This is a genomic window from Pseudomonas sp. LA5, from assembly GCF_028640825.1.
Classification (GTDB): domain Bacteria; phylum Pseudomonadota; class Gammaproteobacteria; order Pseudomonadales; family Pseudomonadaceae; genus Chryseomonas; species Chryseomonas aestiva.
Window position 1 is genome coordinate 32,796 of sequence record NZ_JAQYZY010000039.1, and the last position, 16,736, is coordinate 49,531.

Consider the following 16,736-nt stretch of genomic DNA (forward strand, 5'->3'; position numbering starts at 1 on the left):
AGAAAAGCCCCGCCTAGGCGGGGCTTTTTCTGCGCGCAGCCTTAGTGGGCGGCTTGCATACGGTGCTTCAGGTCACGCATGCGATCATGGGTCGCACGGGCCTTTTCCAGCTGGCTGCGCAGGTTGGCCTGGGCATCCGGGGTGGCGTGTTCGTTGACGGCACGCTCCAGCGCGTGCAGCAGGCGGTCTTCCTGCTCTTCCAGCTCGCTGACGTAGGTGACTTCTTCCTTTTCCTTGCTGGCAAAGGAGGTTTTGACGTCGGTGTAGTACTTGCGGAAGCTGCCGGCGAAGGTGCCTTGTTCGGCGGGCTTTTCACCCGAGGCCGATACCTGGCTGCTCAGGGCGCTGATGATCTCGGCCTTGCTCTGGGCGATCTCGGTGAACAGGGCCTTCAATTCGGGGTTCTTCACTTCGGTGAGGGCGTGCTCGTAGAAATTCTTGCCGTCACGGGCGATCTCGATCAGATCGTTGAGGGTTTCAGTCGTGCTGGTCATGGCAGTTCTCCGGGGCGAAGGACAGGGGGTGATGGCAGCGCGCGGCGCCGCCATCGTGCCGGGTGTACCGGGCGTTCTTACTGGGCGGCTTTCAGCGCGTCAGCCGATACGGCCTTGACGCCCTTGATGGCCTTGGCTTCCTTGATCGCCAGGTCGCGCTGGGCTTCGGTCGCCACGGTGCCGGACAGAGACACGACACCCTTGTTGGTCTCGACCTTGATCGAGGTGCCCTTGATGTGTTCGTCGGCCAGGAAGGAAGCCTTCACCTTGCTGGTGATCCAGGTGTCGGAAGCGGCTTCTTCGGTCTTGTCCATGGTGTTGTTGGCGGCCAGGGTCATGTTCTGGCTGGTGGCAGCAAAGGCACCGCCGGCCAGCGGCAGGCTCAGTACGGAAGCGGTAACGGCAGCGAGGGCAAAAGTACCGAAAGTCTTTTTCATGAGATGACTCCTGTTTTCCTTGGTTGTACTGCGCTCAGGTCCTGGCAGCAGCGACCTAGATGTAGAGCGCAACGGTGGCGCCGAATTCCGAAACTTGTTAAAGACGTTATTTATCAATGACTTATATAAAATAGATAGAGACAGGAAGCGGGCAAAATGCAATTCGCAGGTGGATAGGCCTGGTAATTTGCACGAGGTCAGACGACTCTTGAGCCTGGATGGGAAGAGTGGCCTGTCAGGGCACCTCACCCGATAAAGCCGGACTTATGGAAAAGATTTCCTCGTGACCAGGCCAGAACTGCCATACCTTTATCCGGTCGAAGCCCAATCGAACCCGACACCTGCGATCGGGCCTTGAGGATCCGGCATGCGGCCTCTTTCTCCTGCGCGCATTGCCCTGGTTTATCTGCTGCTGAGTGCCCTCTGGGTCATCGGCAGCGACGGGCTGCTGTATCTGCTGGTCAGCGATCAGGACAGTGTCTATCTGTGGCACACCCTGAAGGGCCTGGCCTTCATGAGTCTGCTGTCGCTGGTGCTCTATGCATTGCTGCGGCGCCAGGTCAGCTATCGCGAAGGCTTCATCGAAGAGCTGCAGAATCAGCGCGCCACCCAGGATTTCGTCCAGCGCCTGACCAACACCGGTGACTGGCAGCTGACGGCCGATGGTCGCCTGCTCTGCTCCGAACGTGCCCTGTTGATGCTGCACCAGCCCAAGGGCAGCGACCCGCTGGATTTCGCCACCATCGCGGCCTGCGCCCGTGCCGATGACCGCGATCATGTGCACAGCATGCTCGAACGCCTGCAGCACATGCAGGGCCCGCTGAATTTCTCCGCGCATTTCGCCGATGGCCAGGACAGCTGGCGCTGGCTCAACTGGCAAAGCGACTTCGACGAAGCCGGCACCACGCGCGGTGCCCTGGTCGACATCACCAGCCACAAGCTGGCCGAGCAGGCGCTGCAGGACAGCCAGAGACGCTATCGCGAACTGGTCCAGCACCTGCCGCTGGTGGTCTTCGCCAGTGATCACCGTGGCCGCTGGCAGTTTCTCAATCCGGCCTGGGAAGCCCTGACCGGCCAACCCGCCAGCCAGCAACTCAACCACCCCCTGGATCAGGCCTTCCACCCCCAGGATGGGGCCCGCCTGCGCCAGCTGGTGGCCGATTTCGCCGCCGGTCAGCGCCTGCACTGGAATGGCGTGGTACGGCTGCGCCTGTCGGTGGAAAGTCATCGCTGGATGCAGATGGAGCTGCGCGCCGGTCTCGATGGCGAGATTCAGGGTACCCTCACCGACATTCATCACGATTACCAGGCGCAGCAGCTGCAACAGGCCCGCAGCGACGTCCTCGACGATCTGCTCACCGGCCTGCCGCTGGCGGAGATCCAGCAGGGCATCGCCCAGCGGCTGGAACGGATCTATCCGGAGATGCGCGTCGCCCTGTTGCTGGACGACCAGGGCGAGCATCTGCGGGTCGCCGCCGCACCGAGCCTGCCACCCGCCTTCCAGGCGGCACTGGAAAGCGTGCCGCGCAGCCACCATGACCAGGGCTGCTGCAGTGCCATCACCACCAATGCCCCGGTGTTCACCATCGATGTCGAACTGGATCCGGCCTGGCAGAAGCTGCTGCCGGCCGCCCAGGCGGCCGGCATTCGCGGCGCCTGGGCCCTGCCCCTGCAGGACGAGCAGCAGCGCGCCGTGGGCGCCCTGGGCGTCTACTATGGAGAAGCGCGGCTGCCCGAGACGGAAACCCAGGCGCTGATCACCGAATTCACCCGCCTCGCAGTGCTGGCCATCCGCCAACAGCGCGTGGTCCAGGCCCAACGCGCGAGCGAGGCGCGTTACCGCGGCATCTTCGAGCAGGCCTACACCGGCATCATGCTCAGCGACCTGGAAGGTCGCTGGCTGAGCGCCAACCACCACTTCTGCCAGATGCTCGGCTACTCGCAACCGGAATTGCTGCAGAAGGACACCGCCTCGGTGACCCATCCGGACGAGCGCGCCCTGGGCGCCACCCTGCGCAAACAACTGGTCGACACCGGCCAGGACCGCTACACCCTGGAAAAGCGCTATCTGCATCGCAGTGGCCAGCCGGTCTGGGCCAATGTCACCACGCGCCTGATCCGCGACGACCAGGGGGTGCCCCAGTATTTCATCAGCACCGCCCAGGACATCACCCTGCGCAAGCAGCAGGAAGAAAGCCTGCGCCAGGCCGCGGCGATGTTCCAGAACAGTCGCGACGGCCTGCTGCTGCTCGACGAGCGCCGCTGGATCCTGGCGGTGAATCCGGCCTTCGCCCGCCTGCTGGGCGCCCAGGAAGGCACCCTGCTCGGCCAGCGGCTGGGACTGCCCGGCGGCGGTCGCCAGGACCAGCGCTTCTACCGTGAACTCTGGCGCGCGGTGCGCCGCGAGGGCCGCTGGGAGGGCGAACTGCTCTGGCCGCGCCTCGACGGCACTACCTTTCCGGCCTGGACCGCCATCGACACCCTCTACCCCCGGGAAACCCGGCAGTACACGGTCACCGTCAGCGATACCACGCGCCTGCGGGAAAGCGAGGCGCGCCTGAGTCACCTGGCGCATCACGATCCCCTGACCGACCTGCCCAATCGCCTGCTGGCGCGCACCCATCTGGAGCATGCCCTGGCCCTGGCCGAGCCCCAGGAATACCTGGTCGCCGTACTGATCCTCGACTTCGATCATTTCCGCACGGTCAACGAAAGCCACGGCCATGCCCTGGGTGACGAACTGCTGGTGGAATTCGCCGCCCGCCTGCGCGCCCTGCTCAGCGAAGACATCACCCTGGCGCGCATCGGTGGCGACGAGTATCTGGTCATCATCGAGCGGATAGACCGGCCCGAATTCGCCGCCCAGATCGCCCAGGCCATGCTCGGCAAGCTGGAGCAGCCCTTTCACCTCGGCGAGCACGACATCTATCTCAACGCCAGCATCGGCATCAGTCTCTTTCCCGACGATGGCGCCACCGCCGATGACCTCATCCGCAATGCCGACACCGCCATGCACCAGGCCAAGGACCAGGGTCGCGACACCTTCCGCTTCTATACCCAGGCCCTCACCGAGCAGTCGCGGCGGCGGCTGAATCTGGAATCGCGGCTGCGCACGGCGCTCAAGCGCGGTGATTTCGTCCTCTACTACCAGCCGCTGATGAGCGTCAGCACGGCCCAGACCATTGGCGTGGAAGCCCTGGTGCGCTGGCGGGATCCGGAGCTGGGGCTGATCCCACCCACCGAATTCATTCCGCTGGCCGAAGAGACCGGACTCATCGTGCCACTGGGCGACTGGATCATCGAAAGCGCCTGCCAGCAGATGCACAGCTGGCTCGCCCAGGGACTGGAGCTGGAGACCCTGGCGATCAACATCTCGCCCCGGCAATTCGCCAAGCGCGACCTGGCCAGCACCATTTCCCGCGCCCTGGCGCGCAGTCGCCTGCCGGCCGAGAACCTGGAACTGGAGATCACCGAAGGGACCCTGATGAACAATGTCGAGGAGGCGCTGCTGTCCCTGGCCACCCTCAAGACCCTGGGGGTGCGCATCGCGGTGGACGACTTCGGCACCGGCTATTCCTCGCTGGCCTACCTGCGCCGCTTCCCCCTGGACAAGCTCAAGATCGACCAGAGCTTCATGCACGAACTGCGCAGCGACAGCGGCACCCACAGCAGCCAGGCCATCGCCGCGGCCATCGTCGCCCTGGGCCAGGGGCTGGATCTCGACGTGCTGGCCGAAGGGGTGGAGACCACCGAGCAGTGGGACATCCTGCGCAAGCTGGGTTGCCAGCAATGCCAGGGTTTCCTGTTCAGTCCGCCACTGCCGCCGGACGAGTTCGAGGCCTGGTATGCCGAACGGCAGAAGGCGCGCGCCTAGCGGCTAAGCGACGAATGTCACGGTATTGCAATCAAAACCGCTCTAGACTCGGGTTTCCACTTTCCGTCTGTCCCCGAGGGTACCAGCATGAAGATCGTGGTTCGTCCCCTGCGCAAGTCCACCACCAGTGCCTGGCAGGTCTGCATCGACAAGCAGGCCATCACCTTCCTCAGCGAAGCCGATGCCCGCAGCTACGTGGCCACGCTGGAGGCGCGCATCGCCGCCCCCCATCCGTTGCCGCTGCGCGAAGCGACCACGGCAATGGCCGTGCCGCTCTAGGCCGGCAGCACCCTGACCGTTCGTCTTCTGGATCACCCTGGCGCCGCCCGTTCAGCGACGGCCCAGGGCGGTTCACGGCTGTTCTTCGGCGAACGATTGGCTAGCCAGCTATCGAAAATGTAACTTTTGCGGCGTCCGCCCCATCCTACCCCTAGGCCCTGCGTTCGCAGGGGCTCGCTGTCTGATGGATCTGGAACGCCATGCTTGAACTCGCTGCTGCCTTCATCTGCTTCACCTCGCTGCTCACCTACCTCAACTATCGCTTCGTCGGCCTGCCGCCCACCATCGGCGTCATGGTCATCGCGCTGATCTTCTCGGTCGGCCTGCAAAGTCTTTCCTGGCTCGGCTTTCCCGGCCTGGAACACCGCATCGGCGAATTGCTCGGGCAGATCGACTTCAACGACCTGCTGATGAACTGGATGCTCGGCTTCCTGCTGTTCGCCGGCGCCCTGCACGTCAATCTCAAGGACCTGCGCGACTACAAATGGGCCATCGGCGGCCTGGCGACCCTCGGGGTGATCATCTCGACGGTGCTGATCGGCTATCTCAGCCACTGGATCTTCGGCTGGCTGGGCTGGCACGTCGACATCCTCTACTGCCTGATCTTCGGTGCCCTGATCTCTCCGACCGATCCCATCGCCGTACTCGGCATCCTGCGCTCGGCCGGCGCGCCCAAGTCGCTGGAAACCACCATCGTCGGGGAGGCGCTGTTCAATGACGGCGTGGCCGTGGTGGTCTATTCGGTGCTGCTGGGGGTGATCCAGCTGGGCGAGGCGCCCACGGTCAACGCGGCGCTCTGGCTGTTTCTCGAAGAAGCCGGTGGCGGCATCCTGTTCGGCCTGCTGATCGGCTTCGCCTGCTACTGGCTGATGCTGAGTATCGAGCAGCATCAGATCGAGGTGATGCTGTCGCTGGCCCTGGTGATCGGCGGCTCGACGCTGGCCAGCCACCTGCACGTCTCGGGTCCCATCGCCATGGTGGTGGCCGGACTGATCATCGGCAACCTGGGACGAACCAAGGCAATGAGCGACTTCACCCGGCGTTACCTGGACGGCTTCTGGGAGTTGATCGACGAGATCCTCAACGCCCTGCTGTTCGCCCTGATCGGCATGGAGCTGCTGGTACTGCCGTTCAGCTGGGCTCACCTGGGCGCGGCGCTGCTGGTGACCCTGGCGATCCTCTTCGCCCGCTGGATCAGCGTGGCACCGGTGGTGCTGCTCAGCCCGCACTGGCGCAACATGACCCGTGGCACGGCGCGCATCCTCACCTGGGGCGCCCTGCGCGGCGGGGTCTCCGTGGCCCTGGCGCTGAGTCTGCCGGCCGGTCCGGAACGGGATCTGATCCTCGCCCTGACCTACATCGTGGTGCTGGTTTCCATCCTCGGCCAGGGCCTGACCATCGGCCGGGTGGTCAAGAGCGTCACCGGTGGCGCCCCGGTCGCGCGCGACGAGCATCACTGATCGCCGGAAACGAGAAACCCCCGCCATGGCGGGGGTTTCTGGGTACCCGAGCGATCAGCGCGGCAGGTTGCGGCCGGAGAATATCTCGCGCATCTCGTGCTTGAGGCGCTGGGTGATCTGCTGACGCTGTTCGGACGAGAGGCTGCGCGAGGCGTCGCCGAACAGATAGTTGTCCAGCTCGAATTCCTTGAGCAGCATCTTGGTGTGGAACAGGTTGTCCTGATACACGTTCACGTCGGTCATCTGGTAGGCCGCGCGAGTGTCCTCGGACAGGTAGTTCTGGATCGAATTGATCTCGTGGTCGATGAAGTGCTTGCGCCCTTCGATGTCGCGGGTGAAACCGCGCACCCGATAGTCCACGGTGACGATATCCGAGTCGAACTGGTGGATCAGGTAGTTCAGGGCCTTGAGCGGGGAGATCACGCCACAGGTGGAAACGTCGATGTCGACGCGGAAGGTGGCGATGCCGTCGTCCGGATGGATCTCCGGATAGGTGTGCACCGTGATGTGGCTCTTGTCCAGATGGCCGAGAATGGTCTCGCGCAGCGGACCGGGCGACTCCTCGATCTGGCTCTCGGTCGGCTCGACCGGTTGCTCGGAGATCAGGATGGTCACGCTGGCGCCCTGGGGATCGTAATCCTGGCGGGCGATATTGAGGATGTTGGCCCCGATGATATCGACCACGTCGGTCAGGATCTGGGTCAGACGCTCGGCGTCGTATTCCTCGTCGATGTACTGGACATAGGCCTGTTGATCTTCCGACGTCTCGGCGTAGCAGATGTCGTAGATGTTGAAGCTCAAGGTCTTGGTCAGGTTGTTGAAACCATGAAGCCTGAGTTTGCTTTTCACGGTGGTAAAGCTCCCGTCGTGCGGTCTCTGACCGCGGTCCTGAGTGCCCGTCAGTTGCGGATTGCGCAAGCTGCGTAGGGCGGCGAACACCTCTTCGCGATGGCGATTGGCTGTACTTGTCGGGGGCTTGCCCCTTAAGAGCGGCGCATTATGCAGATCGGCAGCGGCTGGGGCCAGAGTCTGCCGGGCCCAGGTGATGAATTGATGTCGGCGGGAAGGGGTGACGCGGAGGGCGACGCCTGGACGGGCGTCGCCTGCAAGAGCATCAGGCGAGTTCGACGAGTTCGTAGCTGTGCGTGATCTCGACGCCGGCCCGACCGAGCATGATGGACGCCGAGCAGTACTTTTCCGCCGACAGCTCGATGGCGCGCTTGACCTGGGCTTCCTTGAGACCACGGCCCTTGACCACGAACTTCAGGTGGATACGGGTGAACACCTTGGGCTCGGTGTCGGCGCGGTCGGCTTCGAGGAAGGCTTCGCAGCTTTCCACCGGTTGCCGCGCCTTGCGCAGGATGCTGACCACGTCGTAGCTGGCGCAGCCGCCCAGGCCGATCAGCACGGTTTCCATCGGCCGCACGCCGAGGTTGCGACCACCGCTTTCCGGCGGGCCGTCCATGACTACCACGTGGCCACTGCCGGATTCACCGAGGAACATGGCCTCGCCTGCCCACTGGATGCGCGCTTTCATCGCTTTCGTCCTACTTATATATGCAAATGGTGATCAGCTTAACATGCTGGATGGCGTAAACTGGGGCGCAGTGAAGGGTTATTCAGCTCGCATTTAAGCTGCGCATGTTCTTATCCGGTCTTTGGATTGGAACCGGCGCAGCCTGTGCATGCACCGGTTCGGACCTCGGTGCCCCCGACTCAGGTTAGCTTTCAACCTCAGGAATCAGCATGGCCGCTATCATCCCACCCGCGAAGTTACAGCACATCGACAAGCTGCTAGCGCACTGCTCGCGTCGCCGCTATACCGCAAAAACCACCATCATCTACGCTGGCGACAACAGCGAAAGCCTATTCTTCATCCTCAAGGGTTCGGTGACCATCCTCATCGAAGACGATGAAGGCCGCGAAATGATCATCGCCTATCTCAATGCCGGGGACTTCTTCGGCGAGATGGGGCTGTTCTCCAAGGAAGGCAGCGAGCCCGAGCGCAGTGCCTGGGTGCGTGCCCGTACCGAGTGCGAAGTCGCCGAGATCAGCTACGGTCAGTTCCGCGAACTGAGCCAGCACGATCCGGACATGCTGTTCTCCCTCGGTCGCCAGATGGCCGAGCGCCTGCGCCAGACTACCCGCAAGGTCGGCGACCTGGCCTTCCTCGACGTCACCGGTCGCGTGGCCCGTACCCTGCTCGACCTGTGCAAGCAGCCCGACGCCATGACCCACCCGGATGGCATGCAGATCAAGATCACCCGTCAGGAAATCGGCCGCATCGTCGGTTGCTCCCGCGAGATGGTCGGTCGCGTGTTGAAGTCCCTCGAAGAACAGGGTCTGGTCCACGTCAAGGGCAAGACCATGGTGGTGTTCGGCACCCGCTGAGCCCGCTTAGCGTGCCCCTGCCAGCAGGCGGGGGCCGCTCCCCCCGCCCATCCTGGCTTCAGTTCTCGACCTGCGGCTGGACCTTCGCGACCCGCACCGTGGCTTTCTCGTCGACGGTCTTCTCGTCATTGCCCTTGGCTTTGGGCTCGCCCACGACGAAGTGGAATTCTTCGCCGTGCTTGACCGCGCCATAGAGCACCGCCTTCTCGATCAGCTCGGTACCGCGCAGATGCCGCAGCATCAGCGGATCGCAACGCAGATCGCGATAGAGCGCCAGGCACAGCAGCGCCATCACCACCACGAAGGGTAGCGCGACCACAATAGTCAGATTCTGCAGGCCGTTGAGCGCCGCACCCGGGTTGCCCGGGTCACCGATGGCCAGCATGATCGCCGCCACCGCGCCGGTGAGGGCGCCCCAGAAGATCACCGTTCGCCGCGAAGGCTCGGTAGTGCCACGCTCGGACAGGGTGCCCATCACCAGGGACGCGGCGTCGGCGCCGGACACGAAGAAGATCGCCACCAGCACCATCACCAGCACCGAGGTCACCGAGACCCAGGGATAGCTGGCCAGCAGGTCGTAGAGGGCGAAGTTGCTGTTCACCGCGCCGTCGACCAGGGTGAAGGCACCCAGGCGCATGGCGTCGATGGCCGCGCCGCCGAAGATGACGAACCAGACCACGCTGACCAGACTCGGCACCAGCAGCACGCCGGTGACGAACTGGCGGATGGTGCGACCGCGACTGATGCGGGCGATGAACATGCCGACAAAGGGCGTCCAGGAAATCCACCAGGCCCAGTAGAACACCGTCCAGCTGGACAGCCAGTTGCCCATGGCCTCGCCACCGCTTGCGCTGGTGCGCGCCATCATCTCCGGCAGGAGGTCGATGTAGTCGCCGATGGCGGTGGGCAGCAGATTGAGCATCAGCAGGGTCGGACCGGCGACGAAGACGAACAGCGCCAGGGCCACCGCCAGCACCATGTTGGTGTTGGACAGCCACTGGATGCCCTTCTCGACCCCGGACACCGCGGAGATGACGAAGGCCACCGTCAGCACCGTGATGATGCTGATGTAGAGCATTTTTCCGGGTTGCTCGATCCAGCCATTGTATTCGAGTCCGCCGGCGATCTGCAGGGCGCCCAGACCGAGGGAGGCCGCCGAGCCGAACAGGGTGGCGAAGATCGCCATCATGTCGATGACGCGACCGACGGGGCCATTGGCGTGTTCGCCGATCAGGGGGCGAAAGGCCACCGAGATCAGCTGGCTGCGACCGCGCCGATAGGTGCCATAGGCGATGGCCAGTCCGACCACGGCATAGATGGCCCAGGGATGCAGGGTCCAGTGGAACAGCGTGGTCGCCATGGCCACCTGCAGGGCGGCGCTGCTCTGCCCCGCGGCGCCACCGGGCGGCGGATTGAGATAGTGCGACAGCGGTTCGGCGACGCCAAAGAACATCAGGCCGATCCCCATGCCGGCGCTGAACATCATCGCCACCCAGGAGAGGGTGCGGAATTCCGGCTGCTCGTCGTCGCGCCCCAGGGGGATCCGCCCATAGCGACTGGCGGCCAGCCAGATGACGAAGACCACGAAGCCGGTGGAAGTGAGCACGAACAGCCAGCCGAAGTGGGTGATCACCCAGCCCTGGGCGGTGGAGGCGCTGCTGGCCAGGCTGGCCTGGCTGACGAAGCCCCAGATCACGAAGGCCAGCGCGGCGATGCTGGTGACGCCGAAGACTACCCAGTCGGTGGTGCCGGCGAGTCGCCGATCCCGGCGCGACTCCTCGGTCCGGGAGGGATCGGTGACGCTGATATCAAGTGTTTCGCTTTTTTCTTCCGTTGCCATGGTGCTTGCTTGCCCTGGTTATGGATGGCCTGGTGCGGCGGAGCGCTGTCTTGTCCTGCGACAGCCAGCCGTCTCCGCGCCTCGCCACGGTTCAGCGAGTCGGAGGCCATTAACCGGGTTTATTCCGATGGAAACAAAGCCCTGCGTCGGCAGCGGGCACACGGAGGTCGTTCCCGCCACCCGGGGTGGGCGCGAGTCGACATGGATCACCCTACGGAAAGAAAAAAGCCCCGGGGTTATCCCCGGGGCCTTGTGCGAACGACCGACGCCTCAGGCGTCTCTGAGCGGGAACCGGCGATCCGGGAAGAACAGACGCTGCAGCTCCTGACCCGGCTCGTCGGCGCGCATGAAGGCTTCGCCGACCAGGAAGGCGCGTACCTCGTTGATCTCCATCAGCTCCACGTCGGCGCGATTGAGGATGCCGCTCTCGGTGATCACCAGGCGATCCTGGGGGATACGCGGCAAGAGATCGAGGGTGGCTTCCAGGCTGACCTCGAAGGTGTGCAGGTTGCGGTTGTTGACCCCCACCAGTGGGGTGTCCAGTACCGTCAGGGCGCGCTCCAGCTCGGCGCCGTCATGCACCTCGACCAGTACGTCCAGGCCGACGTCCTTGGCCGTGGCGGCCAGTTCGCCCATCAGGCCGTCGTCCAGCGCGGCGACGATCAGCAGGATGCAGTCGGCGCCGATGGCCCGGGCTTCCACCACCTGGATGGGGTCGACGAGGAAGTCCTTGCGGATCACCGGTAGCTGGCAGGCGGCGCGCGCCTGCTGCAGATAGGCGTTGCCACCCTGGAAGAAGTCCACGTCGGTGAGCACGCTCAGGCAGGTGGCCCCGCCCAGGGCGTAACTGTGGGCGATCTCGGCCGGCACGAAGTGTTCACGGATCACACCCTTGCTCGGCGAGGCCTTCTTCACCTCGGCGATGATCGCTGCCTCCTTGCGCGCCACCTGGGCCTGCAGGGCGCGGGCGAAGCCGCGCGGGGCGTCGGCGGCACGGGCCTGGGCCTCGAGTTCGGCCAGGCTGGTCCGAGCCTTGAGCTGGGCGATCTCCTCGGCCTTGCGGGCCAGGATCTTCTGCAACACGGTTGGCACACTCACGGGCGACCCTCCTCGCGATAGACGGATGTGAAATGGGCGAGCTCGTCCAGCTTTTCCCGGGCCAGGCCGCTGTAGAGCGCATCGTGGGCCAAGAGTACCCCTTCGTGCAGGCTGTGGGCGAGATCCGCGGCGTAGAGCGCCGCGCCGGCGTTGAGCACGATCATGTCGGCGGCCTTTTGCCCGGCTTCGGTCTTGCGTCGGCCGAGGGCGTCGCGGATCAGCGCCAGCGAGGCCTCGGGGCCGTCCACTGTGAGGCCGACCAGGGTCTGGCTCTTGATGCCCAGATCCTCCGGCAGCACCTGGTATTCGCTGATGCTGCCGTCCTTGAGTTCGGCGACCCGGGTCGCCGCGGCCAGGCTGAATTCGTCCAGGCCGTCGCGGGAATGCACCACCAGCACATGGTGGCTGCCCAGGCGCTGCAGCACCTCGGCCAGCGGCCGGCACAGCGCGGCGCTGAACACCCCGACCACCTGGTGCCGGACACCGGCCGGATTGGTCAGGGGACCGAGCATGTTGAACAGGGTGCGCAGCCCCAGCGAGCGGCGCGGCCCGGCGGCGTGACGCATGGCGCTGTGGTGCGACTGGGCGAACATGAAGCCGACGCCCACCTGCTCGACGCAGCGGGCGATCTGCGCCGGAGTCAGCTCCAGGTAGATGCCGGCGGCCTCCAGCAGATCGGCGCTGCCGCTCTTGCCGGACACCGCGCGATTGCCGTGCTTGGCGACCTTGCCGCCCGCCGCCGCGACCACGAACACCGAGGCCGAGGAGACGTTGAAGATATTGGCGCCATCGCCACCGGTACCCACCACGTCGACCACGTGGTCGAGGCTCGGCAGCACCACCGGGGTGGCCAGCTCGCGCATCACGCTGACCGCGCCGCAGATCTCGTCGATGGTCTCGCTCTTGATGCGCATACCCATGAGGAAGGCACCGATCTGCGCCTCGTCGGCGCCACCGGTCATGATCTGGCGCATCACCGCCTGCATCTCGGCGACGTTGAGGTCGAGTTGTCCGCTGATGCGATTCAGGGCCTGCTTGATGTCCATCTAGCGCCGCCCTCCCTGCTGCTGGAGAAAGTTGGCCAGCAGGTCATGGCCATGTTCGGTAAGGATGGATTCGGGGTGGAACTGCACCCCCTCGATCATGAATTCGCGGTGCCGCAGGCCCATGATCTCGTCCATGCTGCCGTCCGGATGCTGGGTCCAGGCGGTGATCTCCAGGCACTCGGGCAGGGTCTCGCGCTTGACCACCAGCGAATGGTAGCGGGTCACGGTGACGGGATTGGGCAGACCGGCGAAGACGCCTTCGCCGTTGTGGTAGACCGGGCTGGTCTTGCCGTGCATCGGCTCGCGGGCCCGGACCACCTCACCGCCAAAGGCCTGGCCCAGGCTCTGGTGCCCCAGGCAGACGCCCAGCACCGGCAACTTGCCGGCGAAGCGCTCCAGGGTGGCCAGGGAGATGCCCGCCTCGTTGGGCGTGCAGGGACCGGGAGAGACGACGATGCGCTCCGGCGCCAGGTCTTCGAGTGCCTCGACCGGCATCTCGTCGTTGCGCACCACCTTGACCTCGGCGCCCAGCTCGCCCAGGTACTGCACCAGGTTGTAGGTGAAGGAATCGTAGTTATCGAGCATCAGCAGCATGGCGGATTCCTCAGACGGACTGTTCGGCAAGGGTGACGGCGCGGAACATGGCGCGACGCTTGTTGAGGGTCTCTTCCCACTCCAGCGCCGGCACCGAGTCGGCGACGATCCCTGCCCCGGCCTGCACGTGCAGCTCGCCGTCCTTGATCACCGCGGTGCGGATGGCGATGGCGGTGTCCATATTGCCGTTCCAGGCCAGGTAACCCACGGCGCCGCCGTAGATGCCCCGCTTGACCGGCTCCAGTTCGTCGATGATCTCCATGGCGCGGATCTTCGGCGCGCCGGACAGGGTGCCGGCCGGCAGGATGGCGCGCAGGGCGTCCATGGCGCTCAGCTCGGGCTTGAGCCGACCGGTCACGTTGCTGACGATGTGCATCACGTTGGAATAACGCTCGATGACCATCTTCTCGGTCAAGGTCACGCTGCCGGTGGTGGAGACCCGGCCCACGTCGTTGCGCCCCAGGTCGATCAGCATCAGGTGCTCGGCCAGCTCCTTGGCATCGGCCAGCAGATCGCGTTCCAAGGCCAGATCGGCTTCTTCGGTGGCGCCACGCGGACGGGTCCCGGCAATGGGACGCACGGTGATCTCGCCGTCCTCCACCCGCACCAGGACCTCGGGCGAACTGCCCACCACATGGAAGTCGCCGAAGTTGAAGAAATACATGTAGGGCGTGGGGTTGAAGCAGCGCAGCGCCCGATAGAGGTCGATGGGCGCCGCCTGGAAGGCGATGGACATGCGCTGCGAAGGCACCACCTGCATGCAGTCGCCGGCCAGGATGTAGTCCTTGATGCGCTGCACCGCGCCTTCGAAATCCTCGCGGCTGAAGCTGGAACGAAAGCTCGGCTCCGGACCGGCCGGGGCGGCGAGATCCAGGCCGCGGCGCGGCACGATGGGCTGGCGCAGGCGGTCGAGGATGTCGGCCAGACGCGCCTGGGCGGCGTCGAAGGCGTCGGCCTCGTCCGGATCGGCCAGCACGATCGCGTGGATCTTGCCCGCCAGGTTGTCGAACACCACCACGGCATCGGACACCATCAGCAGGATGTCGGGCGTACCCAGCGGATCGGGATTGGGGCAGGCCGCCAGGCGCCGCTCGACGTAGCGCACGCTGTCGTAGCCGAAGTAGCCCACCAGGCCACCGTTGAAGCGTGGCAGGCCGTCCAGCGTCGGCACGCGATAGCGCGCCTTGAAGGCTTCGACGAAGGCCAGGGGATCGTCGCAGTGCTCGATCACCTCGACCTCGCGACCGGCATCGCTGACCACCACGCGATGACCATGGACGCGCAGGACACGGCTGCACGGCAGGCCGATGATGGAGTAACGCCCCCATTTCTCGCCGCCCTGCACCGATTCCAGCAGATAGGAATTGGGGCCGTCGGCCAGCTTCAGGTAGATGGACAGCGGGGTGTCGAAGTCGGCCAGGGTTTCGAAGGCCAGGGGAATGCGGTTATAGCCTTGAGCGGCCAGGCGCAGGAAATCGTCGCGGGTCATGATCAGCCTCGTGGCGAGGAAAACGAAAGGTCGGGTGCACAGCGCGCCGGTCAGATACCGGCCAGGACGAAATCAGGCGCGCCAGCGCCAACGGGCCAGGGCCTTGATGACTTTCATCCATGCTCGCGAGGAGCCTGTGCGGGTGACCACCACGATGCGATCTCTTGCTCTTGAGGCGGGGGGTTGAAGGGCCACGTTAGCCTAGCCGGCGCAGCATGGCAACCGGCCGGCCACCTCGGCGTGCTAGATGAACAGCTCGCGCAGATCGTCGACGACCAGATCCGGCTGCTCCAGGGCGATGGACTCGCCATGGTTGTAGCCATAGCTCAGGGCCACGCAGCGCACCCCCGCGGCACGGGCGGCGCGGATGTCGTTGCGCGAATCGCCGATGAACAGGGCCTGGCCGGCCACCACGCCGGCCTGCTGCATGACCCACAGCAGGCCGGCCGGGTCCGGCTTCTGCTGCGGCAGGGTATCGCCGCCGACGATCCAGTCGAAGTCACCCAGGCCCATGTCGGCCAGGAGCGGCGCGACGAAGCGCTCCGGCTTGTTGGTGATCACCGCCAGGCGCACGCCCAGGGTGCGCAGCAGCGCCAGGCTGTCCAGCACCCCCGGATAGACGCGGGTCAGGGCGTGGCTACCGCCATAGAGCTCCATGAACAGCGCCAGGGCCTCGTCGGCGGCGGCAGCGTCCACGGCGTCGTGCTGCATGTCATCGGCCAGGGCGCGACGCACCAGCACCCGGGCGCCGTTGCCGATCCACAGCCGCACCTTGTCCAGCCCCGCCGGCGCGCGGTCCAGGCGTTCGAGCATGGCGTCCACCGCGGCGGCCAGGTCCGGTGCCGAATCCAGCAGGGTGCCGTCGAGGTCGAACATCACCAGGGCCGGCGGATGCCCGCCACCGAGCCGCACCAGGGCGCTCATACCGAGCGGGCCTTGGCCAGCTCGGCGCGCATCGCCTGGATCACCGCGGCGTAGTCCGCCTGGCCGAAGATGGCCGAGCCGGCGACGAAGGTGTCGGCACCCGCGCGCGCGATCTCGCCGATATTCTTGACGTTGACCCCGCCATCGATCTCGAGCCGGATCGGCCGGCCGGAGGCATCGATCAGGGCGCGCGCCTCGCGCAACTTGTCCAGGGTGCCGGGAATGAATTTCTGGCCGCCAAAGCCGGGGTTGACGCTCATCAGCAGCACCATGTCGATCTTGTCCATCACGTACTTGAGCACGCCCAGCGAGGTGGCCGGATTGAACACCAGGCCGGCCCGGCAGCCGCCATCCTTAATCAGCTGCAGCGAGCGATCGATGTGCTCGGAGGCCTCGGGATGGAAGGTGATGTCGGTGGCGCCGGCCTCGATGAAGTCGCCGATGATGCGATCCACCGGCTTGACCATCAGGTGCACGTCGATGGGCGCGGTGACCCCGTAGTTGCGCAACGCCTTGCAGACCATCGGGCCGATGGTGAGGTTGGGCACATAGTGGTTGTCCATCACGTCGAAATGGACCATGTCGGCACCGGCGGCGAGGACCTTGTCGACTTCCTCGCCCAGGCGGGCGAAATCGGCGGACAGGATCGAGGGGGCGATGGCGAAGGGTTGCATGGGATAGCCTCGGCGAAGGTTGAGGACGGCATTGTAACGGAGATCCGTGTGCGGCTCGGGCGTTCCCGCTGCCCCGACGGGGCGAACGGCGGTACGCTCGCCAGGGTCAACCGTGCCCCTGTCGAGGATTCCCGTC

General features: G+C 65.2%; 15 protein-coding genes. 4 read left to right on the forward strand and 11 right to left on the reverse strand.

All coding sequences use genetic code 11. The features are described from left to right. Window positions 1–41: 41 nt before the first annotated feature. Window positions 42–494, reverse strand: a complete 453-nt coding sequence (locus PVZ72_RS15000) for a PA2169 family four-helix-bundle protein (RefSeq protein WP_133861929.1) — start codon at window positions 492–494, stop codon at window positions 42–44. 77 nt (window positions 495–571) lie between these two features. Beyond that, the gene (locus PVZ72_RS15005) at window positions 572–931 is read right to left on the reverse strand and encodes a BON domain-containing protein (RefSeq protein ID WP_017640375.1); all 360 of its coding nucleotides are present in this window, start codon (window positions 929–931) and stop codon (window positions 572–574) included. 367 nt (window positions 932–1,298) lie between these two features. On the opposite strand from PVZ72_RS15005, the gene PVZ72_RS15010 reads away from it, so the two are divergent. The 3 genes from PVZ72_RS15010 (at window position 1,299) to PVZ72_RS15020 (ending at window position 6,544) form a co-directional block, all read left to right on the forward strand. After that, window positions 1,299–4,805 (forward strand): bifunctional diguanylate cyclase/phosphodiesterase, encoded by a 3,507-nt coding sequence (locus tag PVZ72_RS15010; protein WP_273862361.1) that lies wholly within the window; start codon window positions 1,299–1,301, stop codon window positions 4,803–4,805. A gap of 87 nt (window positions 4,806–4,892) precedes the next feature. Next, a complete protein-coding gene (locus PVZ72_RS15015; protein WP_273862362.1) occupies window positions 4,893–5,084 on the forward strand; it encodes a hypothetical protein in 192 nt (63 codons plus the stop codon). A gap of 200 nt (window positions 5,085–5,284) precedes the next feature. Beyond that, on the forward strand, window positions 5,285–6,544 hold the full coding sequence (locus PVZ72_RS15020; RefSeq protein WP_133861932.1) for a cation:proton antiporter: 1,260 nt from the start codon (window positions 5,285–5,287) through the stop codon (window positions 6,542–6,544). A 54-nt stretch (window positions 6,545–6,598) separates the two neighbouring features. Here the strand turns inward: PVZ72_RS15020 and speD are convergent, their stop codons facing one another. Together speD and PVZ72_RS15030 are read right to left on the reverse strand one after the other, a co-directional pair. After that, window positions 6,599–7,393 carry an adenosylmethionine decarboxylase gene (speD, locus tag PVZ72_RS15025; protein ID WP_007159721.1) on the reverse strand — a complete coding sequence of 265 codons (795 nt, stop codon included), beginning with the start codon at window positions 7,391–7,393 and terminating at the stop codon, window positions 6,599–6,601. 265 nt (window positions 7,394–7,658) lie between these two features. Continuing rightward, complete coding sequence (locus PVZ72_RS15030) at window positions 7,659–8,081, reverse strand: OsmC family protein (RefSeq protein WP_158891526.1); 423 nt, start codon at window positions 8,079–8,081, stop codon at window positions 7,659–7,661. A gap of 209 nt (window positions 8,082–8,290) precedes the next feature. Between PVZ72_RS15030 and crp the strand changes: the two genes are divergently transcribed. Then, entirely contained in the window at window positions 8,291–8,935 is a 645-nt protein-coding gene (gene crp, locus PVZ72_RS15035; RefSeq protein WP_017640369.1) for a cAMP-activated global transcriptional regulator CRP, read from the forward strand. A 58-nt stretch (window positions 8,936–8,993) separates the two neighbouring features. Here crp and PVZ72_RS15040 read toward each other — a convergent pair whose 3' ends face one another. The 7 genes from PVZ72_RS15040 to rpe form a co-directional block, all read right to left on the reverse strand. After that, complete coding sequence (locus PVZ72_RS15040) at window positions 8,994–10,775, reverse strand: BCCT family transporter (RefSeq protein WP_273862363.1); 1,782 nt, start codon at window positions 10,773–10,775, stop codon at window positions 8,994–8,996. A 270-nt stretch (window positions 10,776–11,045) separates the two neighbouring features. Beyond that, window positions 11,046–11,873: an indole-3-glycerol phosphate synthase TrpC gene (trpC, locus tag PVZ72_RS15045; RefSeq protein WP_187980491.1), complete on the reverse strand. Its 828-nt coding sequence runs from the start codon at window positions 11,871–11,873 to the stop codon at window positions 11,046–11,048. Then, window positions 11,870–12,919 carry an anthranilate phosphoribosyltransferase gene (trpD, locus tag PVZ72_RS15050; protein WP_187980492.1) on the reverse strand — a complete coding sequence of 350 codons (1,050 nt, stop codon included), beginning with the start codon at window positions 12,917–12,919 and terminating at the stop codon, window positions 11,870–11,872. The genes trpC and trpD overlap by 4 nt, the downstream gene beginning before the upstream one ends. Continuing rightward, entirely contained in the window at window positions 12,920–13,513 is a 594-nt protein-coding gene (locus PVZ72_RS15055) for an anthranilate synthase component II (RefSeq protein ID WP_158891520.1), read from the reverse strand. Window positions 13,514–13,523: 10 nt separating this feature from the next. Further along, window positions 13,524–15,002: an anthranilate synthase component I gene (gene trpE, locus PVZ72_RS15060; protein ID WP_273805779.1), complete on the reverse strand. Its 1,479-nt coding sequence runs from the start codon at window positions 15,000–15,002 to the stop codon at window positions 13,524–13,526. Between the two features lie 243 nt (window positions 15,003–15,245). Further along, window positions 15,246–15,926, reverse strand: a complete 681-nt coding sequence (locus PVZ72_RS15065; RefSeq protein WP_187980499.1) for a phosphoglycolate phosphatase — start codon at window positions 15,924–15,926, stop codon at window positions 15,246–15,248. Further along, complete coding sequence (gene rpe / locus PVZ72_RS15070; RefSeq protein ID WP_273862364.1) at window positions 15,923–16,600, reverse strand: ribulose-phosphate 3-epimerase; 678 nt, start codon at window positions 16,598–16,600, stop codon at window positions 15,923–15,925. The genes PVZ72_RS15065 and rpe overlap by 4 nt, the downstream gene beginning before the upstream one ends. Window positions 16,601–16,736 lie beyond the last annotated feature (136 nt).